The sequence below is a fragment of the Marinobacterium aestuariivivens genome (assembly GCF_042661465.1).
Taxonomy (GTDB): Bacteria; Pseudomonadota; Gammaproteobacteria; order Pseudomonadales; family Balneatricaceae; genus Marinobacterium_A; species Marinobacterium_A aestuariivivens.
On sequence record NZ_JBHSWE010000001.1, the window covers coordinates 3,071,313 to 3,095,135 of the forward strand.

The window sequence follows — 23,823 nt, forward strand, 5'->3', positions numbered from 1 at the left end:
GTTGTCGTTCTCGCGATCCAGTTCTTCGGAGAAATCGGCGTAGACCTTGAACAGCGAGGTGAAGTCCGGATCGTAGGCCTTGAGCAGGTAGTAGAGCCGGCGATCGCCTATCAGCAGGACCTTCACATCCAGCGGGATGGCCGCCGGTTCGAGGGAGCGGGTGGTCACGGCGCCGTAGAGTTTCTCCAGTGGATCGATGCGGATCTCACGGTTGCGCAGTGCGCGCTTGAGGCCTTCCAGGCGAACGGCAGCGACAGCAGCTTGCGCGCGTCGATGATCAGATAGCCGCCGTTCGCACGGTGCAGGGCGCCGGGCTGAATCATGGTGAAATCGGTGATCAGGGTGCCCATGTGGGCACTGTATTCGATACGGCCGATCAGGTTCTGGTAGCTGGGCAGATCCTCGGAGAGCACCGGGGCCCCCTGGCCGGAGGCCTTGCCCACGAGCACGTTGATCCGATAGCGGCGGAACGCCTGGGAGCGGGCCAGCTTGTGCAGGGCCGGGCGGTTTTCGCCCTTGTCCTGTGGCAGGAAGTCGTCAACGTTCTCGATCAGGTCCTGATGCACCTTGTCGAAGAACGACAGCACCTGGGGGTAGTCGCCGTAACGGCTGCGCAGCTTATGGATTTCCGGGTCGATGATCAGGTGGGTGAACTCCTGCTCCAGTTCGCGCAGTTTCTCCAGGCCCTGCTGTTGTAGCTTGGGCACCTGCTTGACCCTTTCGGTCAGTTCGGCATTGAGCTTTTCGATCGCCTCCTTGATCCGCTCCTGCTCCTCGGGGGCAGCTTGCTGAACTGGTCCGGCGTCAGCAGCTTGCCGTCACGCATCGGCCCCAGGGTATAGCCGTGGGGCGTGCGCAGCAGGGTGATCTGCTGCTCCCGTGCCTGTTCGGCGAGCTCCTGGAAACCTTTATCCTCGCGCTGCTGAAAGTCGTCCTGCAGTTCCTGTATCCGGCTGCGATAGTCGTCGCTCTGAAAGGTCGCCGGAATGCGGGTCAGCAGCGTTTCGATCAGCTGCAGCATATCCTGGCGCAGGCGGTGGCCGAGGCCCTGGGGCAGCTTCAGGCTCAGCGGCTGGTGCGGCTCGTCGAAGTTGTTGACGTAGCACCAGTCGAAGGGGCGGCGCCCCGGGCCGCTTCCTGCTTGACGATACGGGACACCAGCAGGTGTTTGCCGATGCCGGCCGAGCCACTGACGAAAAGGTTGTAGCCATTGTGGGCCATGCCGATACCGAACTGGATGGCATCGATGGCGCGGTCCTGGCCCAGTGCCGAATAGTCCGGCTGCAGGTCGTCCGTGGTCTCGAACGCGAGATCGCCCAGATCACAGGCATGGTAAAGCTGGTCGGCGCTTAGCGGCTTTCGGGGCATGGGGTCTTACTCCGCAACAGTGTGTCTTCTGTGTAGACCCTCAGGTGAGGCTTCGCAACGTACCCGGTCAGTATAGCGGCATATGGCCGGACTCAGTGCGCGGCCGCGAGCCCCTGTCTGGCCTGTTCCAGCCGCTGACGGGCCTCCTCCCTCCGTCCCTTGTCGGCGAGGCCGCGTCCCGGCCGTTCCGGCGCCTTGAGCGCCGCCTCCAGGTAGCGCACGGATTCCGCGTAGCGCTTCTGGCCGAGCAGGAAGTCGCCGTAGAAAAAGTTCGGGTCGATCCCGTCGGGATTGATCGACAGGGCTTTTTGCAGCATGGTTTCGGCCTTGTCATCATTGCCGAAGCCGATGGGCCAGCCCGGCACCTGATAATAGAGCGATCCCAGGGAGGTATAGGCCGAACCGTCCAGGGCGTCGTCGTCGAGGGTCAGGGCCTGCTCCAGCTCGCTCCTGGCTTCCTTGACATATTTCAGTGCACCGAGTCCGCCCCGGGCCCCGGCGTAACTGGCGCTGATGATCGCGGACCAGATCAGAAAGGGCGGGTCGTTCGGCCGTACGGCCAACTCCTGGCGGATCTCGTTCCTCAGGTGCGCGAACGCCTTCTCCTGTCGCTGCTCGTCGAGCTGATACTTGATCTCGGCCCAGCGTGCCTGATACTCGTTGAGCGGCGATGCGAGCAGCGGGTTGCTGGCCAGTGCCAGCAGCGCCGCGGTAAGCAGTTTCTTCATGGCTTGTCCCCTATATGATGTTTGATCGTGGCGAGCTGTTTGCTGATGGCACCGTCGACCAGGCGCGGCAACAGGGCGTTGACACGGGTAAAGACGCATTCAGGGAAGCCGATGACGCGACTCGACCGGGGTTGCCGGATCAGTTTCGACACCGCCTTTGCCACGACCTCGGGGTCATCGACCCTGTTGCCCAGTGCCCGGTTCAGCGCCACCGCCTCGGGGCTGTTGAGCGGGGTGTCGGTCGCCCGTGGAGCGAGCCAGGATACCTGGACGCCACTGTCCTCAAGTTCGCGGCCGAGGGCTTCGCTGAAGCGTTTCAGACCGCCCTTGGCCGCACCGTAGGCGACATAGCCCGGGTGGCCGATCTCTCCGAATACCGAGCCGATATTGATAATATGGCTACCGGGTTTCAGCTTCGGCAGCAGCGCGTGGACCAGTGCCATCGGCGCCAGAAGATTGGTACGCAGGAGCCGTTCCAGGTCGTTCCAGTCGCTGCCGGCGAAGGTTTCGAGGTGCTGGATGCCGGCACCGTTGATCAGGATATCGGGCACCTGGGACTGCTCGGCCAGTGCGGCCGCAATGCGTTTGCCCGAATCCGGGTCTGTGAGGTCCTGTACCAGCAGGCGATGCTGGCCCGGCAGGACGGAGGTCAGGGCCTGCAGACGTTCCGGACTGCGCGCAATCAGTGTCAGTCTGTGGCCATCCGCGGCCAGCCGGTGCGCGATGGCACGCCCGATGCCGCCTGTGGCACCGGTCAGCACGATATCCTTCATGCCGCTTCCTCCATTGGCAGGCTGCGGAACATGTCGCCGTACAGGCGATACATGCGTTGCGCCATGTGCACAATGGCGGCCTGGTCCGCCGGGTCCTCGATACGGTCCATCAGACCGGCGAAGAAGCGGATATGGGATTGGTCCAGCTCGCCGTGGGAGTACAGGTAGCGACAGGCCGAAGCCGGCAGCGACAGCGTTTCCCGGATCAGGTCGGCCAGCGGTGTGGCCAGGCTGACCGAGGTGCCTTCGAGCACCCAGACCATGCCGAACAGGCTGACCGGATTGCCGCGCTGAATGCTGTCGTAGGCGTAGGCGATCATCATTTCAGTCTCGAAACCGGGCGCCGAACGTCGCGCGGCATCGCGGTCGCCGCCCGTCGCCGCGATGTCATCGAGAATCCATTCGTGGTGGCCGTATTCTTCCTCTATGTATTCGGTAATCGCCTGTCGCAGCCATTCACGGTCATCGCCAAGGCGAGCGCCACAGGCCATCATCAGCGGCACCGTGTGTTTGACGTGATGGTAGGCGTTGTGCAGAAAGGCGAGGTAGCGCGCCCGGGTCACGCCCCCTGCTGGCAGGCGAGGATGGCCGGGGCGCTCAGCAGATACTGCCTTTGCGCCTCGGTATCCTGTTTCAAACGGTCGAAAAATCCCATGGGGTCTCCTTGAGGCGTTGGGCCAGCGCCTGGCGGCGAAGGCGGCCATTGGCGGTCAGTTCCTGTCGTTCGGTGGTGAAGGGCGCAGTCGTGGTCCTGATCGCCCCCACCCGTGCATAGTCCGGCAGATGTCGGTTGACGAGGCTGCGCAGCTGTTCCGGGTCATGACTGTCGGTGACCACCAGGGCCCCGATCCCCCGGACTTCGTCGCCATAGACATAAGCCTGTTGTACGCCGGGCAGTGCGCAGAACTCGGCTTCCAGCCATTCGGGGGCCACATTGCGTCCCATCGCCGTGACGATGGTAGCCTTGCAGCGCCCCTCGATGCTGAGATGGCCGTCGCTGTCGAGTCGGCCCCGGTCGCCAGTGGCAAGCCAGCCGTCGTTCGAGACGGGCGGCTCGCCGAGGTAGCCAAGGAAGCTGTTGCCGCGCACCTGTACCTCGTTGCCCGCCCCGATGCGGACCTCGACATGGGGCAGGACGCGGCCGACGGTGCCGGGGCGGCTGTCGCCGGGCCGGTTCATCGCCACCACCGAGGCCGCCTCGGACAGGCCATAGCCTTCGTACAGCGGCAGTCCGAGCGCCCGGGCCTGCTGTTGCAGCCGTTCGGCGGTTCGACCGCCCCCGAGGGCGAGAAAGCGGTAACGGTCCGGCAACTGCCTGCGTCGCCCGGCCATGACCACCGGCAGCAGTGCCGGTACGAGGATCAGGCTCTGGGGCTGAAGCCGGCTCAGTGCATTCAGCATGGTCGGCGCATCGATCCCGGAGGCTCCGCGAACGCCGAGCCGGTGCATGGGTTCAAGGATAACGCTCGCCCCCGAAAGCCAGGGCACGTAGAGGCCGGCCAGGTTCTCCAGCAGCAGAGCCAGCGGCAACAGGCAGAGATGGCGTTCGATTCCGGCCAGGGTCGTCGCTTCGTGCAGTGCCCGGGATACGGCCAGCAGGTTGGCCTGGGACAGGCAGACACCCTTGGGCTTGCCGGTGGTCCCGGACGTGTAGGTGATCTTGGCGGTTCCCGGCGGCAGCGGGGTGGGCTGTTGCGGCTCGAACCGGTTCAGTATACCGAGTTCGGTCTCCAGCCTGGCCGAGGCGTCCGGCATTGCCTGTGGCGCCAGTACCGCATCGAGACCGGCATCCCGGATCAGATGCCGGCGCTGCGCCGGGCTGAAGAATCCGGGAACAGGCACCAGTACGATGCCGGCGGCAAGCGCGGCCAGGTCCGCTGTGACCCAGGCCGGTTCGTTGTCGAGCAGCAGACCGAGACGGCGTATGCGGTGGCGCTCGAGAACCTGGGTGAAGGTATCCACGCTGTCCAGCAACGCCTGGCCCGGGATGATCCGGTCTTCGGTTTGCAGTGCCCGGGGGTTGCCGGCGAGGACCCGGGCCAGGTGTTCAAACAGCATCGGCAACTCCGGGCTCGACAGAACGCAGCATGCGCATCAGCAGGGGCTGCTGTTGAATGGCCAGCCAGCCGAGGGCAACGGAGCCGGCAAAGACCGCTGGCGCGTGGCTGTAGTAACGGCCCCAGTCGGCGGCCTCGTCGCCCAGCCGTTCGGGACTGGCCTGGGCCAGGAACCAGGTCGCCAGACCCAGCCGGGAAAAGGCGTGCTGCAGCTCGCGGGTAGCCGTGAAGACCACGAAGTCGACACCGCTCTGGGCCAGGTAGCGTGTCAGGCTGAGGATCATCAGGCGCGCACTGCCGGGCTCGCCGGCCAGGTTGCCGACTTCGACGATCTGGCGACGCCCAAGGCTGTTGCCGGTCACGCTGCCGAGCGCACGTTCGACCGGCCGATCCAGATACTGCTCGAGGAACAGCGAATGACTGTCGGCACTTCTGAGACCGCAGCTCGCCAGCCAGTGCCGTTCGTCGCCGAGCAGGATCTGCAGCGGCAGAAAGTGGCGTAGCCGTGCCTGGTGCACATCGGCGTAGCGGGTGCAGGCATAGCGCTTGACCCGTTCGAAGGTGGCGCTTCCTTCCGGACATCGGACGAGGCTGAGAAGGTGCGGCGCTGTCATGACCTGCATGGGGCGTTCTCCAGTGATATGGCGCTCAGCATGCGGCAGCAGTCTTAAAGGAAGCTTAAGGTCGGAAAAGCGCCCTGAACCAGGGGCTCTCGCACCGGTCGAAATCAAGGCCAGTGCAGAAAATACGCAGCGTATCTATCGCTAAAAGCGATATTTATTAACTTAAATTACCGGTGTCAAAGCGATAGTATCCGGGCCTGTAACCTCAGCTTCAAAGGAGCCGGAAATGAGAAGTCGATCGGATCGGATACGTCATGCAGTGGGGTTCGAATTGATCGGCCTGCTGCTGCTCATGCTGCTGGGCGGCTGGCTCTTCGGCCTCGATCCCCATCGGTTCGGACTGCTTGCACTGTCGTTCTCGGTGCTGGCCATGGTCTGGAACTACTACTACAACCGGCTGTTCGATCTCTGGCTGTTGCGCCGGCGGGGAAGCGTTCTCAAGCGCCAGGTCGACCGCGTGCTGCATGCGCTGCTGTTCGAGGGTGGCCTGCTGGTGGTGACCCTGCCGATTATCGCCTGGTGGCTGGAGATGACACTCTGGCAAGCGCTGGTGACCGATCTGGCGATGGTGCTGTTTTATCTGGTCTATGCCTATCTCTACAACCTGGCATACGATCGAGTGTATCCGGTGCCGCCCGGGGCGCGAAGTATCCTGTGCGAATCGTGTCGTTCTTGAGCAGTTTGTCGTGGTCGCCCGCAGAGCCCGCCGTTGCGGGCTTTTCTGTTTTCAGATCCGGGTTGTCCCGAGTTTTCCCCAAAGGTTATCCACTGTTTCTGTGTATAACGTTATCTACCGGTAGCGAAGCGAAGGGTAAAAAGCGGGGTTGTCAATCTTGACAGGAGCTGGAAATGGACCCTCTACCCGAGCCGGAAAAGCTCAATAAAACGCTGACTAATTAGGCAATTGGGGACACTGTCAAGGAAATTATTTTTGCCTGCTTCCTGGTGCTGAACGAAGATTCACCAGTGTCGGGAAGAGCCCGTTGTTACTGGCCTGAAACGGGGTGGATAAGTGTTGTGAATATCTTTTCCATAGACTTATGCACAGATTTCGTGGAAAAGATTGGCCTTGACTTGGGCGGCTGGGGGCCAGTCGTTGCGGCGGGCTGCCGGGATGCAAGGGCGTCATTGTCTTGGTCGGAACATGCTATTATTCTGGGCCTTTTACGCACCCATCCGAGGAGCCCGACTTACAATGCCGATCAAGATTCCTGACCAGTTGCCGGCGGCGGACCTGTTGCGAAGCGAAAACATCTTCGTAATGAGTGAAAGCCGCGCGATGCATCAGGATGTGCGTCCGCTCAAAGTCGTGATCCTCAACCTGATGCCGAAGAAGATCGAGACCGAGAACCAGCTGGTGCGGTTGCTCTCCAACACGCCGCTGCAGGTCGATATCGAGCTGCTGCGTATCGACAACCGTGAAAGCCGTCATACGCCGGCAGATCACCTGGACAGTTTCTATCGCAGTTTCGACGAGATTCGCGATCGCAATTATGACGGCATGATCATCACCGGTGCGCCGCTGGGGCTGGTATCGTTCGAGGACGTGCTGTACTGGGATTCGGTGCAGGAGATCATCCAGTGGTCGCGCAAGCATGTCAGCTCGACGCTGTTCCTGTGCTGGGCGGCTCAGGCCGGGCTCAAGGTGCTTTACGATCTGCCCAAGTGTACCCGTGATCAGAAACTGTCCGGTATCTACGAACAGAGCACCCTGCTGCCGAACGATCCGCTGGTGCGCGGTTTCGACGACAGCTTCCTCGCGCCCCAGTCGCGCTATGCGGACTTCCCGGTCGAGCTGATCGCGCACCAGACCGACCTGCGCATCCTGGCGGCATCGGAAAGTGCGGGCGCCTACCTGATGGCCAGCCCCGACAGGCGTCAGGTCTACCTCACCGGCCACCCCGAATACGAGGCGCTGACGCTGGCGCAGGAATATCGCCGCGACCTGCTGGCGGGACTGGAGCCTGCGTTGCCGGAAAACTACTTCCCCGACAACGACCCCGAACAGTCTCCGCGCAACCGCTGGCGCAGCCACGGCAACCTGCTGTTTTCCAACTGGCTGAACTACTACGTCTATCAGATCACGCCGTTCGACCTGAGCGTGATGGAAACGCATATAGACGAATGAGCCCCCTCGTAGGATGGGTTAGGCGCGCATTGCACGGTTTTCATCGCTCGTCAGGATCTTCGTGCGCGGCGTAACCCATCGCGGGTGCCGTCGGCAACCAATCGATCCAAAAAACGGATCGATATGACAGGTTCGCGATGCCCGTATCAAGCCGGAAACATTGAACCCCGTGCCGGTGCATCGCTTAACCCATCCTACTGAGGCGTTAACCTGATTCCATCCTTGCCGATCTCGATCAGGCGCTGCTTGAACAGGCCGCCGATCGCCATCTTGAAGGCTTTCTTGCTGCAGCCGAACAGCCGCGCAATGGTTTCCGGATCGCTTTTGTCGTGGACGGCCATGAAGCCGCCTTCGAGTTTCAGGCGGTCGAGGATCTGCCCGGCGAGTCCGTCGATCCTGTCGTAGCCCGGCTTGTCGAGGCAGAGGTCGAGCTTGCCGTCCGGGCGTACCCGCTTGACGTAGCCCTGCAGCTTCTGACCGAAGTGAACGCGGCGGAAGAGGTCGGACTGATGAATCAGTCCCCAGTGAGTGCCGTTGACGATCGCCTTGGTGCCCAGGTCCGTGCGGTTGGCAACCACCAGCTCGACGGCCTGGCCGTCGCGGAAGTCGCCCGGTTCCCGGTCGAGGAAGCGGTCGAGCTTGGCCGATGCGACAATGCGCTCGCTGCGGCTGTCGAGGAAGAGGTGCACCAGGTAGCTCTTGCCTTCCTGCATGCGCTGCTGCTGTTCGGAAAAGGGTACCAGCAGCTGCTTCGGCAGACCCCAGTCGAGAAAGGCGCCTACCGGTGTGACGTCGGCGCAGCGCAGCAGCGCGAAATCGCCGACCTGCGCCAGCGGCTTCTGGGTCGTGGCGACGAGGTAGTCCTCTGAGTCCAGGTAGACAAATACCTCGAGTTCGTCGCCGAGCTGGCAGTTCTCCGGCACATAGCGGCTCGGCAGCAGAATTTCACCCAGATCGTCACCGTCCAGGTAGACACCGAAGTCCTTCTGCTTGACGACGCTGAGGCGGTTGTAGCGACCGACTTCGGCCATGGTTCTCTCCTCCAGCCCTGTTCCTGCACATTCCTGCGCTGCCAGGACAAGACAAAAAACAACGGAGCCGGCCGGCTCCGTTGCGGGTTCGGGGTCGATGGCTCAGGAGTGCTTGGCGAGGAAGGCTTCGTCGAGCTTGAGCTGTTCGTTGCTGTTGACGCCAACGCCGCGGTTGCGGATGTTTTCGGCAATCTGCTTGGCTTCGTCCAGTGAATGCATCTGGGCGGTACCGCACTGGTAGACATTCAGTTCGGGTATCTGGTTCTGGTCCTGTACCCGGAGGACGTCGTTCATCGCCGCCAGCCAGGCTTCGGCTACACGGGCTTCGTCCGGATGACCGATCAGGCTCATGTAGAAACCGGTCCGGCAGCCCATCGGCGAGATATCGATGATTTCGACGCCGTTGCCATTGAGATGGTCGCGCATGAAGCCGGCGAACAGATGCTCGAGGGTATGGATGCCTTTTTCGCTGAGGATCTCTTCGTTGGGTCGGCAGAAACGCAGGTCGTAGACGGTGATGGTATCGCCGCCCGGTGTGGTCATGGTCTTGGCCACGCGTACCGCCGGTGCGGCCATGCGGGTATGGTCAACGGTAAAACTGTCGAGCAGTGGCATACTGGGTCCTCTTGATTCGGGTCTTGGGCCACGCGGGCCGATGGCCCATTATCCCAGTGTGTTGTGGGCAATACCACCGGCCGGCGGCGCGGATTTAAGGCCGGCTCGGTGTCTGTTCCAGCTGTAGTAGCCGGCGCTTCAGATCCAGTCCGGCCGCGAATCCGGTCAGATGGCCGGCGCGCCCGACGATACGATGACAGGGGACCAGTATCAGCAGGGGGTTGCGGCCGACGGCAGCGGCCACGGCACGCACCGCGGTTGGCTTTCCGATCGATTGCGCCAGCGCCGAATAGCTGCGGGTCTCGCCGGGCGGGATGGTCAGCAATGCCTGCCACACCCGGCACTGGAAGTCGCTGCCCGAGAAACTCAGCGGCAGCTCGAAGGTCCGGCGCAGTCCGGTGGCGTAGTCGTGCAGCTGCGTCTGCAGAATACTGAACAGGGGCAGCGCCGGTGCGGGCTGCCAGTCTTCTTGCGGTTGCGGACAGTATTTCTGCCCGCGGCGCCAGAGACCGGTCAAGCGCGCCTGCTCGGCTCGGGCCAGCATCGGCCCGAAAGGGCTGTCGAATTCGCAGTACTGAATCATGGTCGGGAGGCCTCCTCGAGTTGCAGCCACAGATGCATCACCGCATAGGCCCGCCAGGGCCGCCACGGCTCGGCCCGGGTCAGGGCTTCGGCGGGGCTGCGGGTATTCAGAGCCTTCAGCAGTCCCAGGTCCGAATGCGGGAAGGCATCGGGCCAGGACAGGGCGCGCATGGCGATATACTGGGCCGTCCAGGGGCCGATGCCCGGCAGGGCCTGGAGGCGGGCGATACGGTCGTCGATATCGATGCCCGGTTGCAGCAGCGTCGGGTCGTCGGCCGCGGCCTGCGCCAGCGTTACCAGGGCCCGGGCCCGGGCACCGACAATACCGAGCCCGGCGATGGCGTCTGCATCGAGGGTGGCGATGGCGGTCGCGTCCGGAAAGATACGGTTGAGGCCCGGCTGACCGGTCTCGACCGGATCGCCGAAGCGCTCGCAGAAGCGATGAGCCAGCGTGCGGGCGGCGGCCACGCTGACCTGCTGGCCGATGATGGCCCGCACGGCCTGTTCAAATCCGTCGAAAGCGCCGGGCAGGCGGATGCCGGGGAATATGACCAGCGCGCCAAGGCGTTCGGCGATGGCGTCTGGGTGGGCCTGAAGGTCGAACAGCCGGCGCACGCGGGTCAGCACCGGGCAGGACCGGCAACAGCGACGGCGCCAGCTGCACTTCGGCCCGGGCCTTATCCGGGTCGGGCCGGACCTCGATCCAGCCGCGGTGCTCCACCGAGCCGTGCCGCAGTCGCACGGTGCGGCGATAACCGTCGGCGTCGATCCGCTCGACACCGGGCAGTGTGCGACGCGCGAGAAACCCAAGCAGCCGGGACCAGTCCATCGGAGGCCTGTAGCCGAGGTGGAATCGGAGCTGTGCTGTTCCGGCACCGGATGCTCCCCGGCGGCGCCATTCGGTCGGCGTCATGCGGTAATGTTCGCGAAACAGGCTGTTGAAGCGCCGCAGGCTCGAGAAACCGCTGCCCAGGGCGAGTTCGGCAACGGGCAGGCGAGATTCGCTCAGCAGCTGACAGGCCAGCCGCAGACGCTGACTCTGTATATATTGCAGCGGCGAGACCCCGAGGCCCTGCTGGAACAGGCGGCGCAGATGGCGCGGAGTTATCCCCATCCGGGTCGCCAGACCATCGATACTCTGATCGCAGAGCAGGTCGCCGTCGATCTGTTCGGTGGCGTAATGCAACAGCCTGGAGGCGGCGTCGACAGGGGCATTGCCCGGGGCCTGGTCCGGGCGGCAGCGCAGGCAGGGGCGAAAGCCCTGCCGTTCGGCGGCGGCGGAGCTGGTGAAATAGCGGCAGTTCTCCGGACGCGGCGCGCGTACGCGGCAGACCGGGCGACAATAGATGCCGGTGCTGACAACGCCGACGAAAAAGCAGCCGTCGAAGCGGCTGTCGTGGGTGCGCAGCGCCTTGTAACAGAGATCGGAGTCGAGGTTCATGCGGTCACTATAACCCGGGCGCCATGCTGTTACTCGCCGGAAACGGACATCGATTTCGACGTCGCCGCCGGCCGGTCTCGGCGGTGACGGGGCCCCAGTGCGGCCCGGACGCGGGCACCTAGGAGCCTATCTGACTTAGCCGATCGTAGCGAGGGAAAGTCCGTTTTGAGTCAGTTTTTGAGCGATTTTGCGGCGAATAGTGGTTCTATTTAACAAGAAAGCGCTCAAAAAATGGCCAAAATCGGCTTTTCCGCAGTAGATCAGTGTTAAGTCCGACAGGCTCCTAGTACTGTTTCAGCTGGTTGAGCAGTCGCTGTAACGGTACGCCCAGCTTCTTGCCCAACTGTCTGGCCTGTTGCTGCAACCGTCGCGGGTTGCTGACCGGCAGACCGCCCTTGAAGGCCAGGGCGATCAGGTTGCCGCCGTTCACCGGGCAGAGCAGGCAGCGGGCGTCGAACAGGGCCTCGAGGCGGGTCAGTGCCAGCCGGTTTCCGGAATGCCCCTCGTCCCAGAGGTTGAGGACCAGAATGCCCTGGTGGTTCAGCATGCGGTGACAGTCGGCGAGAAAATCCTGGTCCAGCTGCATCTGTTGCATGCCCTCGTCGAGGAAGAGGTCGCTGAACAGTATATCGGTTCCGGTTTCGGTGCCGCCGTTCTGACGGGCGGCGTAGCATTCCGCATCGTCGATGTCGATCTGCAGACGCGGGCTCTCTTTCAGGAACAGCCAGTCGCGGGCGGTTTCCACGACCAGCGGGCGCAGCTCCACCACCTGCAATTCCAGTGTCGGATCATAGGCCTGGAGGCAGTTGCTGAGATTGCCGCCGCCGAGTCCGAAGAGGGTGACATGGCGGGGGCGGGCATATACAGCAACGCCAGCAGCATCGCCTGAACATACTCGAACACCGGCAGTGCCGGATTTTCACAGTCGATGCAGCTCTGTTCGCCGCCGTAGCCAAAGCTCAGGTAGCGCCTTGGACCGTCTTCGATGACCCGCACCGGGCCCCAGTCGTCGTAGGCGCGATGCAGTTCCCGCCCAGGCAGGGTATGTCGGATGGTTCTGTGCGACGAATCGCTGTCGGTGGCGGCGAAATACTCGAGCGGGGCAGGCATCCGGTCTCCTTGTTCGGGGTGTCGAGCCGCCAGTATACCGTGGTCTCCCGCGGCCTCCGAATCGCCGTTTCAAGGCCTGCAAACTTGCGTTTAAATTTTTTGCATGTACCGGGAACCATTTCGAATGTTCGCAGGTCTCTATCTTTGCGAGCAAGAAGTTCTCCAGCAGAGTTTCCTTTACAGCGGTCCTTCGGGGCCGTTTTTTTATGTCACGCCGCAGGCGTGACATAAAAACCGTAGGATGGGTGGAGCCACAGTGGCACTGTGCTGTCAGTACGCAGCGCCTTTGTTGCGGTGTAACCCATCAGCAATGACGAGGCGTTGCGCCCAAGATGGGTTACACGACGCCCTGACGGCGTCAGGAACGGATAACCTGTGCTCTGGCGTCGTTCCACCCATCCTACGAATGACACTCAATTTGGTGACGCCTGACAGTCAGCAGTCAAGGCGGGGCTGGCACTGGGAGAGATCGAGGCCGGCGCGGATGCCAAGATCAGGGAACTGGCTGCAGAAGCTGGAGAGGTGTTCGCTGTAACGCCTAACGCCTAACGCCTAACGCCTAACGCCTAACGCTTTACGAGGAAGGGACATCCCGGCGCTTGTGGCGCCGGGTGACCGTTTTGGTCCGCGGGGTGTTGCGGAAAGCGCGCTATTTTAGCGACCTCGAGCGAAAAGGGAAGCCTAGCGTTTGCCTAACCGGCGAATTGCCTGGGGGTGAAGTCGCCGTGGGCGAAACGCTGGCTGAAGTCGAAGCCGATGCCCTCTTCGTTGGTCAGGCTGCCGACCAGGTAGCGGCCGGACTGGAGGTCGTAGAGCGCCTCGGCCGCCAGCCAGGGCACCTGGACGTCGCGATACTGCAGCTGGTGCGCTTCGCCGACGCGCCAGAGCTCGCCGCGGCCGTCGTAATGGTCGACCACCGCGATCTGCCAGCTGTCCTCGTCGATATAGAACACCCGCTTGGCATAAATGTGCCGTTCGCCCTCCTTCAGCGTCGCCTCGACCTTCCAGACCCGGTGCAGTTCATAGCGGGTCAGGTCCGGATTGATGTGCCCGGGGCTGAGGATCTGTTCGTAGGTGAGGTCGCGGTCCGCGAGGCGGAAGCTGTTGTACGGAATATAGAGCTCCTGCTTGCCGACCAGTGTCCAGTCGTAGCGGTCCGGCGCGCCGTTGAACAGGTCCAGGTTGTCGGTGGTGCGCTGGCCGTCGGTCGCGGTGCCGGGGGCGTCGTAGGCCACTTCGGGCGCCCGGCGGACCCGTCGCTGGCCGGCATTGTAGGTCCAGGCCTGGCGTGGCTGGCTGACTTGGTCGAGAGTTTCGTGCACCAGCAGCACGTTGCCGGTGAGGCGGGCCGGTGCCTGCACTTCCTGAACGAAATAGAACAGGATATTGGCATCCTTGTCGTCCTGGCGACCGTCGGCCAGATAGGCGGGCCAGGACATTTTTTCGTTGATCTTCACTGGGGTGAAGCGGCCGTTGGCCTGCACCGGCACCTGGACGAAAGTGCGCTCCAGGGCGCCGCCGCGGTAGCGGGTCATATGGTTCCAGATCACCTCGAGACCGTTCTGCGGGATCGGGAAGGCGCTGCCTTCCTGCAGCTTCTGCACGCCATAGCCGTTTTCGGTCAGCGTTGCCCGGGTGGCGTTCTGCCGGATCGAGGCGTAGATGCTGTCCGGATAGGCGGCGCTACGATGGGACGGATAGATGTCCATGCGAAAGCTGTCCGGGTAGCGCTCGAACAGCGCCAGCTGGCCGGGCGAGAGCTTGCCGGCGTGTTCGGCGGCGTTGACGGCGGTGATGCTGAACAGCGGCTTTTCATCGGCGTAGGGGTTGGCGTAGCGGTCGCCATCGACCGCTGCCAGACCGCCGTCCCAGGCCGGGATGGTGCCCTCGGCATTACCGGCCTTCTCGGCGCCCACCGGCGTCAGGTCCTGGCCCAGGCGCGCGGCGTCCTGCTCAGGGACGGCCGCCTGGAGCGGCGGGCTGAACACGGCGGCAAGCGCGGCTGCGGTCAGAAGAGGCATCAGTTTGGTGTTCATGGGTTTGCTTCCCCTTGCTGGGTTCAGAAGGCCACCGAGGCGCTGAGCGAGACGAAATCGCGATCCTCGAGTTCGTTGAAGTCGCCGCCGAAGAAGCCATTGTAGGCGAGCTGCAGCGAGTAGCGGTTCAGGTACAGGCCGGTCAGGCTCAGGCTCAGCGTCTTCTGGTCTTCGCTGAAGGAGGCCCCCGGCTGGGGCCGTAACCCTCGAGACCGTGCCTGAAGCCGATTTCGGGGCTCAGGCTAATGCCGCCGATGGCATTGGGGTACTCGAGTCCGGCCCGCAGCACGTAACCGACGGAGTCGAGGTGACGAAACCGTCGTTGTCGCCGGCTTCGTAGCCGAAGGCGCCGTTGCGGCCGAATTTCAGCGCATCGGCACTCTCGTCCAGATCGTGGACATGGGTCCAGCCCAGCTCGCCTATCAGCGTCAGGCGGCTGGCGCCGAGCACCCGGTCGTAAAACTTGACGAAGGTGGTCTGCAGCTGGGTGACGTCGAAACTGCTGTAACCGCGGACTTCGCCGCCGGGGCCGGCCTCGGCCACCAGGCTGTCGGCGGCGGCATTGCCGATGCCGCCGATATTCTGGGTCAGGATGGCGCCGACCAGCAGCGGGCCGTTGACCTGCATCGGCAGATCGCGTTTGTGGCTGATCTCGCCGGACCAGGCGACATCGCCGAGGCTGCTGTTGAAACTGAGTCCCAGCATCTCAATATCCTCCGGGTATTCGACGAAATACTGGGAGTCGAAGGGCGCCACCACCAGTGGTGCCATGCCGGGTAGCGGCAGCATCGCCGGGGTGATCGACGAATTGATGCCGCTCGAGATCGGCAGCCGGCTATGGTACTGCGCTAGGTAGAGCCCGAACTCGGTGCTGTTGAGCTGTTCGGCGAAGTAGCGCAACGCCAGGCCGAACTGGCCGTCGTCATCGGCATCGCGATGACTGTGCTTGGACACCACCGGGTCTATGCCGACCAGGCTCCAGGGCGGCAGCGCCGAGGCGCCGAAATAGAATTCATCGTCCTGATCGAGTCCGGTCAGGCCGAGGCCCGCCAGCATCGGTGAATGGACCCGGACGCCGTCGCAGCCTTCGGCGACGAAGTCGTTGCTCGAGAAATAGGTGCCGCAGCCATCGATGGCGGTGGCCTCCCAGTCGAACTGGTAGAAGCCTTCGAGGCTCAGGTTGTCGGTCAGGCCGAGGGAGGCGAAGGCCATGTTGACCGGCAGCAGCCCCTCCTTGAGCTCGGCGCCGGCGCGGCGGAAGGCATTGACGTCGACCGGGTTGATGACGTTGATGCCACCCTGGATGAAAGTGCTTTCGCCCCAGTTGACGACCTGGCGCCCGAGGCGCAGATCCAGTGGCCGGCCATTCAGGTCGAACTCGCCGTAGGCGTAGGCGTCGAGCAGTTCGATGCCGGAGAACTGCGCGAAGTCGTTGAAGCCGCTGTCGTCGAGCTCGGCGCCGGAGTCATAGCCGTTGGCGGTATGGCCATGGGGCCGGCTGCCGTTTTCGAGTTCGTTGTCGTACCAGTATTTGCCGCGCAGGAATACGCCCAGGTTGTCGCGGCGCAGTTCGAGGTCGTGGATGCCCTTGAAAACCTGCGAAAAGGTGTCGCCCTGCTCGAAGTTCTGATTGCCGTCGTCGTAGCTGCCGGAGCCTGAGCTGGAGCCTCCGTTGGCCGGCGAGATCAAGCCGTGGTCCGGATCCTCCAGCCGCCAACTGGCACCGACCGACAGTTGGGAGTCGAAGCGCCCCTCGATATCGCCGAGCCTGAAATCGACAGCCTGGGCAGGCAGCGAGAGGCCGGCGCAGAGGGTCCAGATCAACGCGGGCAGGGGCAGGGCGCCGTGCCTCGAGCTTGCCGTGGTAAATTCGGTGAAATTTGTTGCCATTTCGGTCACCTTGGCTTTTTATTGTTGTAAATTTTTCCAGTGATACCGTTGGGTCGCTGCAAACCCCGAGCGAATTCGGCGGGTTATGGCTAGACGGCGCCCCTACGTTGGCGTCTAGTGTTCACGAACCAGAGCGGGCATAACAATGACATTAACGATCTTATTGACTGACAAATGAGACCGTTTCCGCGGCCGGACCGAAACGCTCCCCCTATTGCTACCTGGAGGTGATCCGATGGATCGCAGAATTACGGTGCCGACCGGCTATGTGCGCCATCTGCTGGCGCAGGCCGAGAACCAGGGGCTGGACGTGGCCGCCCTGCTGACGCAGGTCGGTATCAGCCCCGGTGAGATCGAGCAGCAGAACTCCTTTCCGGCAGTCCGGTTCGGGGCGCTGTACCAGCACATCATGTGGAGCGCCCAGGACGAGTTCTTCGGCATGCTGAGCAGCGACAAGGTGCCCAACGGTACCTTCCGGCTGCTCTGTCACTGCATCATTCACTGCCGTTCGCTGGAGCGGGCCCTGTGGCGGGGTGCCGACTTTTTCGATATCTGCCGCGGCCCGCTGGCGAAGCCTGAGCTGGTCCGCAGGGGCCGCTATGCCAAGGTATCGCTGGCGCCGGTGACCCATATCGAGCGGGCCGCGTTCGACGAGTTGCTGGCACGCAAGAGCGCCACCCAGGTCAGAACGTCGCTGTCGATGTGGCACCATTTCTTCAGCTGGCTGATCGGCAAGCGGCTGGAGCTGAAAGCGGTCTATTTTGCCTTCCCGGAACCGGAGGATGCGGAGTTCTATCGCACCCTGTTCCAGTCCGAGGTGCGCTTCGGGCAACACGAGAATGCCATCGTCTTTGCGCAGCATTTTCTCGACTACCCGCTGGTGCAGACGGAGGAGAGTCTGCGTGCCTTCCTGAAAACGGCGCCGTACCAGCTGATCGTCATGGTCGACAACGATCGCAGCCTGAAATCCCAGGTCGTGGCGATGATCGGCAAGGATTTCAGCCGCGAACTGCCCGGATCCGAGGAGGTGGCACAGTCGCTGAACATGTCGGTGTCTACGCTGCGCCGGCGGCTGCTCGAAGAGGGCACCTCCTACCAGAAGATCAAGGACGACTGCCGCAAGGAGGCCGCGCTCAATTACATGAATTCGCCGCAGCTGGCGATCAACGATGTCGCGGCGCTGATGGGCTTCGACGAACCCTCTGCCTTCTTCCGTTCGTTCAAGAAATGGACCGGCATGACGCCGGGCGAGTACCGCAGAAGCGATGCGTACCGGCAGCTGTATCAACGGACCTGACTTTCAATTGCCCTCAAGGCCCGGCCGAACAAAATTCGACCAATTTTCAGAAAGGCAAAAAATTTATAAGAAACAGCCTGTTAGGCTGTTGACACCAAAAATCATTCGGGTAATATACGCGCCACTCCTTCGGAGGGATGGCTGAGTGGTCGAAAGCACCGGTCTTGAAAACCGGCGGGTCGAGAGGCTCCCAGGGTTCGAATCCCTGTCCCTCCGCCATCTGAAGGAGCAATGCTGTCGTTCCCCGATAGCTCAGTTGGTAGAGCAGTAGACTGTTAATCTATTGGTCGCTGGTTCGAGTCCAGCTCGGGGAGCCACTAAAAGTTGGGTCGTTAGCTCAGTTGGTAGAGCAGTTGGCTTTTAACCAATTGGTCATAGGTTCGAGTCCTATACGACCCACCACTTCCTCCATGGAAGTGATTCCGATGCGGGTCGTTAGCTCAGTTGGTAGAGCAGTTGGCTTTTAACCAATTGGTCATAGGTTCGAGTCCTATACGACCCACCATTTTTTCCCGGACATTCCCGGTTCTGATTCAAGACGCAAACGGATTTCTCCTGTCGGACCAGGTCTGTGCTGTCGGCTTTTGGCCGGCCAGTGAGTCCATCCCGTATGGCAGAGTATCCCCTTCCTCGATACATGCGGTCCGATGTCGCGATGCGATACCGCCGGTATCGCATCTGACTCCTGATGAGCTTCCAGTCTTCAGTTAACAGTTTACAGGTCGTCGACTCAAACAACGCCGGGGCTCGGATATTGTCTACCGCTGTCCACTGGTTACTGTCCTCTGTTCACGCCCTGCTCAAACTTTCTATACTGTTGCGAAACCGGCGCGGCCGGAATTGCGAATCAACGGAGTGGGGGCGGGTTTTGAGCAGGGATACTTGGTTTCGGACTGGAATGGCCGTGTTGCTGTGCTGGCTGGTGGCCGGCTGCAGTTCGGGGTCCGGCAGGGCGGTACCGAAATGGAGCGTACGGGACCCGGTTCGAGCGTGCCGCCGGTGGCCGTCGACGAGGCCGGGCGCACTTTCCTGTACGAATGCGATGGCGTCGACGCCGTAATTCGCACGGAGTTGGACGGGGCCCTGCTGCAGCTGCCCGACCGCGAACTGAGGTTGCGCCAGGTGCCCACGGCATCGGGGGCCCGTTATGAAGGTGCGGGCCTGTTGTTCTGGAGCAAGGGTGACGAGGCGATGCTGGAGGTCGCCGGCGAGCCACGGCGCCAGTGCGTCGCCAATCCCCGGCGTGCCCCCTGGGCCGAGGCGGCGATGCGGGGCGTCGACTTTCGCGCCATCGGCAACGAGCCGGGCTGGCACCTGGAGGTTGACGATGGCAAGCGCATACAGCTGGTGACCGATTATGGCGAGCGTACGATCTATACGCCGGCACCGGCGCCGCGTTTCGAGGCCGGCATCGTGCACTACGATATCGACACCGAGGCCCACCGGTTGAAGGTGGAAATCGAGCCGGTCGCCTGCCAGGACAGCATGAGTGGCGAAGCGTTCGAGGCACGGGTGTCGGTCACGCTGGACGGTGACCGCTACCTCGGCTGTGGCCGCTATCTCGCCACCACAAGGTAGTCGCTACCGTTCGCTGCTGTAGGCCTGGTACTCGACGGCGACGATTTCGTACCAGACTTCGCTGCCGTCGGGTTTTTCCAGGGTGACTTCGTCGCCGATGCTCTTTTTCAGCAGCAGTCGCGCGAGCGGCGAGTCGACACTGATGTAATGCTGCGCGGCATCGATTTCGTCGGCACCGACGATGCGATAGCGCTTTTCCCGGTCCTCTTCGTCGGCCAGCGTCACCCAGGCGCCGAAAAATACGGTGTCGCGGTCTTCGGGGATGCGATCAACGACCGTCATGTCGTCGAGCCGCTTGGACAGGTAGCGTACCCGGCGGTCGATCTCGCGCAGCTGTTTCTTGCCATAGATGTACTCCGCGTTTTCCGAGCGATCGCCCTGGGCGGCGGCTTCGCGCACCGCTTCGGTGACCGCCGGCCTTTTGACCTTCCAGAGATATTTCAACTCCTCGTTGAGGCGCTGATAGCCCTCGGCTGTGATGTACTTGGAACTGCGCGGTTGCGGCGCACGCCACCTTCCCATACCGGACCTCGAAGCTGCTGGCTGATAATTGCTGTCAAAGGGTAAAGAATCCCGTCGGATCGCCGATACCAGAGAGACTTTCATCCGGCTGGCACGACAGACCAGGGCCCTATGCAGACCGAAGAGATTCAGAGCCGTATCCAGACCTACACCGCCAGCCTGACGCCGGCGGTGCAGTCGGGGCAGGGCGCACAGTTTTCGCTGCTGCTCAGCCTGATTTCGGTCAACCAGCAACAGTATACCCCCGCCTTAACGCCCCCGCAGCCGGGAGTGGTGAATTCCGGTTGCCCGAGCCGTTGTATCCGGATCCGCGGGAGTTCTACAGCGATGCTTTGACCGAGCGCCTCAACCGCTCGGTCAGCGAGCGTCAGCGCGGCGAGTTCGCGATGCTCTGCAGTTATGTCGATACCGGGAGCCGGACCCCGCGCAGCGGCCGGCAGGCACTGGATCAGTTCGAGCAGGTGGCGCTGATGTCGAGCGGTCGCCTGATGCTGGACCGGATCGAGCAGTCGCGGATACAGCTGTCGGCCTGAGTATTTCATATCGATCGCTCTGCGTTTAGACTCCTGCACCACGACAGGGAAAGTAGCAGGAGTTGCCAGGATGCAGGATAAATCGCAGGGACGGGCCATGGTGCTGGGCCTGGGGGCCGTGCTTTTATGGTCCACGGTCGCGACGGCCTTCAAGCTGGCGCTGGCTCATCTGACGCCGTTGCAGCTGCTGGCGATCGCTTCCCTGACGTCGGTGCTGGTGCTGGCCATTGCCGTCAGTTGGCAACGCAACTGGCCCGACGTCGCCCATGCCTGGCGCGATTATCGCTGGCGCTATCTCGGCCTCGGCTTTCTCAACCCCTTCTTTTACTACCTGGTACTGTTCAAGGCCTACGACCTGCTGCCCGCACAGCAGGCGCAGCCGCTGAACTACACCTGGGCACTGACGTTGTCACTGCTGGCGGTACCCCTGCTGGGGCAGAAACTGCACGGACGAGATCTGGTCGCGATGGCGCTCGGTTACGGCGGCGTGCTGGTGATCGCGACGCGCGGCGACCTGCTGGCGCTGGAGTTTGACAGTCCGCTCGGTGTGGCCCTGGCGCTCGGCAGTACGGTGCTCTGGGCGCTCTACTGGATTCTCAATGCCCGCACTCAGGAGCCGCCGGTCGTGGGGTTGCTGCTCTGCTTTCTGACCGGTCTGCCCTGGGTGCTGGCCGCAGCCTGGATCAGCGATGGTTGGCCCACCGGCTGGAGCGGCGTCACGGCGGCGGTTTATGTCGGCCTGTTCGAGATGGGCGTCACCTTCATGCTCTGGCTTGGCGCACTGAAAACCGCCACCCATGCCAGCCGCATCAGCAACCTGATCTTCCTGTCTCCCTTCCTGTCCCTGGCCTTTATCAGTCAGATCCTCGGCGAGCAGATCCATCCGACGGTTTACCTCGGACTGTTGCTGATTGTAGGCGGTGTGATACTGCAGCAGTGGAAGCGTCGTTGAGCCGGTCGCCGGTGTCCCGGTCCTGACCCCAGCAGGCATGCGGCTTTCGGAGCCGCTTCAATCGCCTGTGCAAAATGTCGCCATCTGTAAACAGACTGGCCGGCAAAGACGCCCGCGGGAAAAAATTAAATTTTTTTCCGCATCCGCCCTGATTTCACGATGATCTTTCAAGTAATTGAAATATATTCGTTTTATTGAAGAGTTGGTGTTTCTCGGCTGGATCCTGAAGCAGCCTGTCAAGACCTTAATCAAGGTATTTCCGGCATTTTGAGACACTGGATGGGTTTTCTCGATGTTGGTTCACTGTTGGCGAACCAAAGGAGAGGAGATCACTCCATGATCGATGCGAAAAAGAAGCTTGCGCTGCATGGCCATCTGACACTGAGTAGCATTCTGCTGGCCGGTGCCCTGTTGATCGTACCGCCGGTGCTGGATTCGGTGGGAGGTATTCCCGATCTGAATCTGGGCGGAACCGTTCATGCAAGCGATAGTGACGGTGGCGATTCCGGCGGCGATTCCGGTGGTGACGCCGGTGGTGATTCCGGCGGCGATTCCGGTGGTGACGCCGGTGGTGACGCCGGCGGCGATTCCGGTGGTGACGCCGGCGGCGATTCCGGTGGTGACGCCGGTGGCGATTCCGGCGGTGACGCCGGTGGTGATGCCGGTGGTGATTCAGGTGGCGATGCCGGTGGTGATTCAGGTGGCGATGCCGGTGGCGATGCCGGTGGCGATGCCGGTAGTGATAGCGGTGCCGACACCGGCGGTGAGTCCGACGCAGGTGACGGCGATGCAGGTTCTGATGCCGATACCGACGATACGGGAGGCGCAAGCGCTGAAGGCAGTGCTTCGGCCAGCAGTGATGGCTTCGGCGACGCCAGTGCCAGTGCCGAGGCCAGTGCAACCAGCAGTAGCGACGGTTTCGGCGACGCCAGTGCCAGTGCCGAAGCCAGTGCAACCGGCAGTAGCGACGGTTTCGGCGACGCCAGTGGCAGTGCCGAAGCCAGTGCAACCGCCAGCAGCGACGGTATGAGTGAGACCACTGCCGGTGCCGGTGCAACCGCTGCCGTCGATGGTCTGGGCGATGCAACCGCCGATGCCGGTGCAACCGCTGCCGTAGACGGTCTGGGCGATGCGAGCGCCGATGCCGGTGCTGCCGCTGCCGTAGACGGTCTGGGTGAAGCGAGCGCCGATGCCGGTGCAACCGCCACCGTCGATGGGCTGGGCGATGCGAGCGCCGATGCCGGTGCTGCCGCTGCCGTCGATGGTCTGGGTGAAGCGAGCGCCGATGCCGGTGCAACCGCCACCGTCGATGGGCTGGGCGATGCGACCGCCGATGCCGGTGCAACCGCCACCGTCGATGGGCTGGGCGATGCGACCGCCGATGCCGGTGCAACCGCCACCGTCGATGGTCTGGGTGATGTAACCGCCGATGCCGGTGCTGCCGCTGCCGTAGACGGTCTGGGTGAAGCGAGCGCCGATGCCGGTGCAACCGCCACCGTCGATGGGCTGGGCGATGCGAGCGCCGATGCCGGTGCTGCCGCTGCCGTCGATGGTCTGGGTGACGCGACCGCCGATGCCGGTGCAACCGCCACCGTCGATGGTCTGGGCGATGCGACCGCCGATGCCGGTGCAACCGCCACCGTCGATGGTCTGGGTGATGTAACCGCCGATGCCGGTGCAACTGCTGCCTTCGATGGTCTGGGTAATGCCACCGCCGATGCCGGTGCCGCTGCCACGGTCGACGGTTTGGGTGAAGCGACTGCCGGTGCCGAGGCGGTTACGACGATCGAAGGCGCTCAGGGGGCCAATGGCCTGGCTGCTAACGGTGCCGCGAATGCCAGCGCACTTGGCAGCCTCAATGCCGCCCATGCAAACCCGAATGCCCGTCTCCACGCCAATGCCAATTCCCGGGTAGGTCAGATTGCCCAGTTTGAACAGGCAGCGCAGGCCGGCGAGGCGCTGGCCGAGAATATCGAGCTGCTGGACCGCCAGGTGGCAGAGTTGGAAGCCAAGCGGGAGGTCCTCCAGGCAGTCGATATGGCCGAGCTGCAGAAGGAGATCGATGCCCGCGAGGCCGAGCTTGATCAGCTTGATCCGGAGTTGGAAGGGTACGAGCAGGAGCGTGCCGAACTCGAAGCGGAACTCCAGGCGCTCGAGGGCGAACTGGCCGCAAACGGGGAGTTCAACACCGAGCTTGAAGCGATCGAACGGCAGATAGCCGATCTCGAGGCTCAGCGAGAGGAGGTCGAGCTGAGCCGGGAACTGGCTGCCGAGGCTGAAGCTACGGCACTTTCGTCAGCGTCCAACAAGGAGGTCAACGCCGGCGTCTTCGCCACCGTCAAATCCTGGTTTACAAAGTAATACCCATCCTGCCCGAGGGGATTCATGGATGAATCCCCTCGTGGCTCCTTCGCCTTTTTGCGAAACAAGTTGTCACTTGAAGGCGGCAGTCGAGCGAGAGTCCTCGCCCGCGCATTTCTCACACTCAGGCCGGTCAATACGGCCTTTGCCAGTAGTGTCCTTTGCCGGCATCGGGCTTCGCCAAGACGGTAACGACCA

The 23,823-nt window shown here is 62.7% G+C and carries 22 protein-coding genes, 4 tRNA genes and 3 pseudogenes; 11 read left to right on the forward strand and 18 right to left on the reverse strand.

Annotation, left to right across the window (positions count from 1 at the left end; genetic code table 11):
- Positions 1-90: 90 nt before the first annotated feature.
- The 8 genes and pseudogenes from ACFQDL_RS15905 to ACFQDL_RS15940 all read right to left on the reverse strand — a co-directional run.
- A pseudogene (locus ACFQDL_RS15905) lies at positions 91-707 on the reverse strand (AAA family ATPase); the annotation flags it as partial.
- 17 nt (positions 708-724) lie between these two features.
- The gene (locus tag ACFQDL_RS15910) at positions 725-1,021 is read right to left on the reverse strand and encodes a hypothetical protein (protein ID WP_379909901.1); all 297 of its coding nucleotides are present in this window, start codon (positions 1,019-1,021) and stop codon (positions 725-727) included.
- Positions 1,022-1,065: 44 nt separating this feature from the next.
- Positions 1,066-1,368 (reverse strand): DEAD/DEAH box helicase family protein, encoded by a 303-nt coding sequence (locus ACFQDL_RS15915; protein WP_379909902.1) that lies wholly within the window; start codon positions 1,366-1,368, stop codon positions 1,066-1,068.
- A gap of 92 nt (positions 1,369-1,460) precedes the next feature.
- On the reverse strand, positions 1,461-2,096 hold the full coding sequence (locus ACFQDL_RS15920) for a tetratricopeptide repeat protein (protein ID WP_379909903.1): 636 nt from the start codon (positions 2,094-2,096) through the stop codon (positions 1,461-1,463).
- Positions 2,093-2,869, reverse strand: a complete 777-nt coding sequence (locus ACFQDL_RS15925; RefSeq protein WP_379909904.1) for an SDR family oxidoreductase — start codon at positions 2,867-2,869, stop codon at positions 2,093-2,095. Before ACFQDL_RS15925 ends, ACFQDL_RS15920 begins: the two co-directional genes overlap by 4 nt.
- On the reverse strand, positions 2,866-3,432 hold the full coding sequence (locus tag ACFQDL_RS15930; protein WP_379909905.1) for a TenA family transcriptional regulator: 567 nt from the start codon (positions 3,430-3,432) through the stop codon (positions 2,866-2,868). The genes ACFQDL_RS15925 and ACFQDL_RS15930 overlap by 4 nt, the downstream gene beginning before the upstream one ends.
- Before the next feature lie 70 nt (positions 3,433-3,502).
- On the reverse strand, positions 3,503-4,927 hold the full coding sequence (locus tag ACFQDL_RS15935; protein WP_379909906.1) for an AMP-binding protein: 1,425 nt from the start codon (positions 4,925-4,927) through the stop codon (positions 3,503-3,505).
- Entirely contained in the window at positions 4,917-5,549 is a 633-nt protein-coding gene (locus ACFQDL_RS15940; protein WP_379909907.1) for a thermostable hemolysin, read from the reverse strand. The genes ACFQDL_RS15935 and ACFQDL_RS15940 overlap by 11 nt, the downstream gene beginning before the upstream one ends.
- Positions 5,550-5,775: 226 nt before the next feature.
- Here ACFQDL_RS15940 and ACFQDL_RS15945 point away from each other — a divergent pair, with 226 nt between their 5' ends.
- Together ACFQDL_RS15945 and metA are read left to right on the forward strand one after the other, a co-directional pair.
- Positions 5,776-6,225, forward strand: a complete 450-nt coding sequence (locus tag ACFQDL_RS15945) for a PACE efflux transporter (RefSeq protein ID WP_379909908.1) — start codon at positions 5,776-5,778, stop codon at positions 6,223-6,225.
- Between the two features lie 519 nt (positions 6,226-6,744).
- The gene (metA, locus tag ACFQDL_RS15950; protein WP_379909909.1) at positions 6,745-7,677 is read left to right on the forward strand and encodes a homoserine O-acetyltransferase MetA; all 933 of its coding nucleotides are present in this window, start codon (positions 6,745-6,747) and stop codon (positions 7,675-7,677) included.
- Positions 7,678-7,871: 194 nt separating this feature from the next.
- On the opposite strand, the gene ACFQDL_RS15955 is transcribed toward metA, so the two are convergent.
- From ACFQDL_RS15955 to ACFQDL_RS15995, 9 genes and pseudogenes are all read right to left on the reverse strand, one after another.
- Positions 7,872-8,708, reverse strand: coding sequence for a CvfB family protein (locus ACFQDL_RS15955; protein ID WP_379909910.1), 837 nt, complete (start codon positions 8,706-8,708; stop codon positions 7,872-7,874).
- Positions 8,709-8,810: 102 nt separating this feature from the next.
- The gene (luxS, locus tag ACFQDL_RS15960; protein ID WP_379909911.1) at positions 8,811-9,323 is read right to left on the reverse strand and encodes an S-ribosylhomocysteine lyase; all 513 of its coding nucleotides are present in this window, start codon (positions 9,321-9,323) and stop codon (positions 8,811-8,813) included.
- A 94-nt stretch (positions 9,324-9,417) separates the two neighbouring features.
- Positions 9,418-9,906 carry a methylated-DNA--[protein]-cysteine S-methyltransferase gene (locus ACFQDL_RS15965; protein WP_379909912.1) on the reverse strand — a complete coding sequence of 163 codons (489 nt, stop codon included), beginning with the start codon at positions 9,904-9,906 and terminating at the stop codon, positions 9,418-9,420.
- Complete coding sequence (locus tag ACFQDL_RS15970) at positions 9,903-10,403, reverse strand: DNA-3-methyladenine glycosylase family protein (protein ID WP_379913116.1); 501 nt, start codon at positions 10,401-10,403, stop codon at positions 9,903-9,905. Before ACFQDL_RS15970 ends, ACFQDL_RS15965 begins: the two co-directional genes overlap by 4 nt.
- Positions 10,404-10,478: 75 nt before the next feature.
- Positions 10,479-11,346: pseudogene (locus tag ACFQDL_RS15975) on the reverse strand (bifunctional transcriptional activator/DNA repair enzyme AdaA); the annotation flags it as partial.
- Between the two features lie 283 nt (positions 11,347-11,629).
- Positions 11,630-12,115, reverse strand: a complete 486-nt coding sequence (locus ACFQDL_RS15980; RefSeq protein WP_379909913.1) for a class I SAM-dependent methyltransferase — start codon at positions 12,113-12,115, stop codon at positions 11,630-11,632.
- Entirely contained in the window at positions 12,061-12,456 is a 396-nt protein-coding gene (locus tag ACFQDL_RS15985; protein WP_379909914.1) for a hypothetical protein, read from the reverse strand. Before ACFQDL_RS15985 ends, ACFQDL_RS15980 begins: the two co-directional genes overlap by 55 nt.
- A gap of 692 nt (positions 12,457-13,148) precedes the next feature.
- Entirely contained in the window at positions 13,149-14,492 is a 1,344-nt protein-coding gene (locus tag ACFQDL_RS15990) for a DUF1329 domain-containing protein (protein ID WP_379909915.1), read from the reverse strand.
- Positions 14,493-14,515: 23 nt separating this feature from the next.
- A pseudogene (locus tag ACFQDL_RS15995) lies at positions 14,516-16,382 on the reverse strand (DUF1302 domain-containing protein).
- A gap of 235 nt (positions 16,383-16,617) precedes the next feature.
- Between ACFQDL_RS15995 and ACFQDL_RS16000 the strand changes: the two are divergent.
- From ACFQDL_RS16000 to ACFQDL_RS16025, 6 genes are all read left to right on the forward strand, one after another.
- Positions 16,618-17,679, forward strand: a complete 1,062-nt coding sequence (locus ACFQDL_RS16000) for an AraC family transcriptional regulator (RefSeq protein ID WP_379909916.1) — start codon at positions 16,618-16,620, stop codon at positions 17,677-17,679.
- A gap of 131 nt (positions 17,680-17,810) precedes the next feature.
- Positions 17,811-17,898: transfer RNA gene (locus tag ACFQDL_RS16005), tRNA-Ser, on the forward strand.
- A gap of 22 nt (positions 17,899-17,920) precedes the next feature.
- Positions 17,921-17,996: transfer RNA gene (locus ACFQDL_RS16010), tRNA-Asn, on the forward strand.
- Between the two features lie 9 nt (positions 17,997-18,005).
- Positions 18,006-18,081 (forward strand) — tRNA-Lys (locus ACFQDL_RS16015).
- Positions 18,082-18,108: 27 nt separating this feature from the next.
- A tRNA-Lys gene (locus ACFQDL_RS16020) sits at positions 18,109-18,184 on the forward strand.
- 377 nt (positions 18,185-18,561) lie between these two features.
- Positions 18,562-19,257 (forward strand): MliC family protein, encoded by a 696-nt coding sequence (locus tag ACFQDL_RS16025; protein ID WP_379909917.1) that lies wholly within the window; start codon positions 18,562-18,564, stop codon positions 19,255-19,257.
- Positions 19,258-19,260: 3 nt separating this feature from the next.
- Here the strand turns inward: ACFQDL_RS16025 and greB are convergent, their stop codons facing one another.
- Positions 19,261-19,779: a transcription elongation factor GreB gene (greB, locus tag ACFQDL_RS16030; protein ID WP_379909918.1), complete on the reverse strand. Its 519-nt coding sequence runs from the start codon at positions 19,777-19,779 to the stop codon at positions 19,261-19,263.
- A 284-nt stretch (positions 19,780-20,063) separates the two neighbouring features.
- On the opposite strand from greB, the gene ACFQDL_RS16035 reads away from it, so the two are divergent.
- The 3 genes from ACFQDL_RS16035 (at position 20,064) to ACFQDL_RS16045 (ending at position 23,625) form a co-directional block, all read left to right on the forward strand.
- Entirely contained in the window at positions 20,064-20,312 is a 249-nt protein-coding gene (locus tag ACFQDL_RS16035; protein ID WP_379909919.1) for a hypothetical protein, read from the forward strand.
- A gap of 70 nt (positions 20,313-20,382) precedes the next feature.
- Positions 20,383-21,264 (forward strand): DMT family transporter, encoded by an 882-nt coding sequence (locus ACFQDL_RS16040; protein WP_379909920.1) that lies wholly within the window; start codon positions 20,383-20,385, stop codon positions 21,262-21,264.
- A 336-nt stretch (positions 21,265-21,600) separates the two neighbouring features.
- Complete coding sequence (locus ACFQDL_RS16045; RefSeq protein ID WP_379909921.1) at positions 21,601-23,625, forward strand: coiled-coil domain-containing protein; 2,025 nt, start codon at positions 21,601-21,603, stop codon at positions 23,623-23,625.
- Positions 23,626-23,823: the final 198 nt, after the last annotated feature.

Bases quoted from the DNA above. Each gene is read 5' to 3' on its own strand.
- ACFQDL_RS15940 (WP_379909907.1), bottom strand. From the start codon at position 5,549: ATGCAGGTCATGACAGCGCCGCACCTTCTCAGCCTCGTCCGATGTCCG.
- ACFQDL_RS15915 (WP_379909902.1), bottom strand. From the start codon at position 1,368: ATGCCCCGAAAGCCGCTAAGCGCCGACCAGCTTTACCATGCCTGTGAT.
- ACFQDL_RS16040 (WP_379909920.1), top strand. From the start codon at position 20,383: ATGCAGGATAAATCGCAGGGACGGGCCATGGTGCTGGGCCTGGGGGCC.
- metA (WP_379909909.1), top strand. From the start codon at position 6,745: ATGCCGATCAAGATTCCTGACCAGTTGCCGGCGGCGGACCTGTTGCGA.
- greB (WP_379909918.1), bottom strand. From the start codon at position 19,779: ATGGGAAGGTGGCGTGCGCCGCAACCGCGCAGTTCCAAGTACATCACA.
- ACFQDL_RS15925 (WP_379909904.1), bottom strand. From the start codon at position 2,869: ATGAAGGATATCGTGCTGACCGGTGCCACAGGCGGCATCGGGCGTGCC.
- ACFQDL_RS15965 (WP_379909912.1), bottom strand. From the start codon at position 9,906: ATGATTCAGTACTGCGAATTCGACAGCCCTTTCGGGCCGATGCTGGCC.
- ACFQDL_RS15920 (WP_379909903.1), bottom strand. From the start codon at position 2,096: ATGAAGAAACTGCTTACCGCGGCGCTGCTGGCACTGGCCAGCAACCCG.
- ACFQDL_RS15990 (WP_379909915.1), bottom strand. From the start codon at position 14,492: ATGAACACCAAACTGATGCCTCTTCTGACCGCAGCCGCGCTTGCCGCC.
- ACFQDL_RS15910 (WP_379909901.1), bottom strand. From the start codon at position 1,021: ATGCTGCAGCTGATCGAAACGCTGCTGACCCGCATTCCGGCGACCTTT.
- ACFQDL_RS15945 (WP_379909908.1), top strand. From the start codon at position 5,776: ATGAGAAGTCGATCGGATCGGATACGTCATGCAGTGGGGTTCGAATTG.
- ACFQDL_RS15985 (WP_379909914.1), bottom strand. From the start codon at position 12,456: ATGCCTGCCCCGCTCGAGTATTTCGCCGCCACCGACAGCGATTCGTCG.
- ACFQDL_RS15935 (WP_379909906.1), bottom strand. From the start codon at position 4,927: ATGCTGTTTGAACACCTGGCCCGGGTCCTCGCCGGCAACCCCCGGGCA.
- ACFQDL_RS16045 (WP_379909921.1), top strand. From the start codon at position 21,601: ATGATCGATGCGAAAAAGAAGCTTGCGCTGCATGGCCATCTGACACTG.
- ACFQDL_RS15955 (WP_379909910.1), bottom strand. From the start codon at position 8,708: ATGGCCGAAGTCGGTCGCTACAACCGCCTCAGCGTCGTCAAGCAGAAG.
- ACFQDL_RS16000 (WP_379909916.1), top strand. From the start codon at position 16,618: ATGGATCGCAGAATTACGGTGCCGACCGGCTATGTGCGCCATCTGCTG.
- luxS (WP_379909911.1), bottom strand. From the start codon at position 9,323: ATGCCACTGCTCGACAGTTTTACCGTTGACCATACCCGCATGGCCGCA.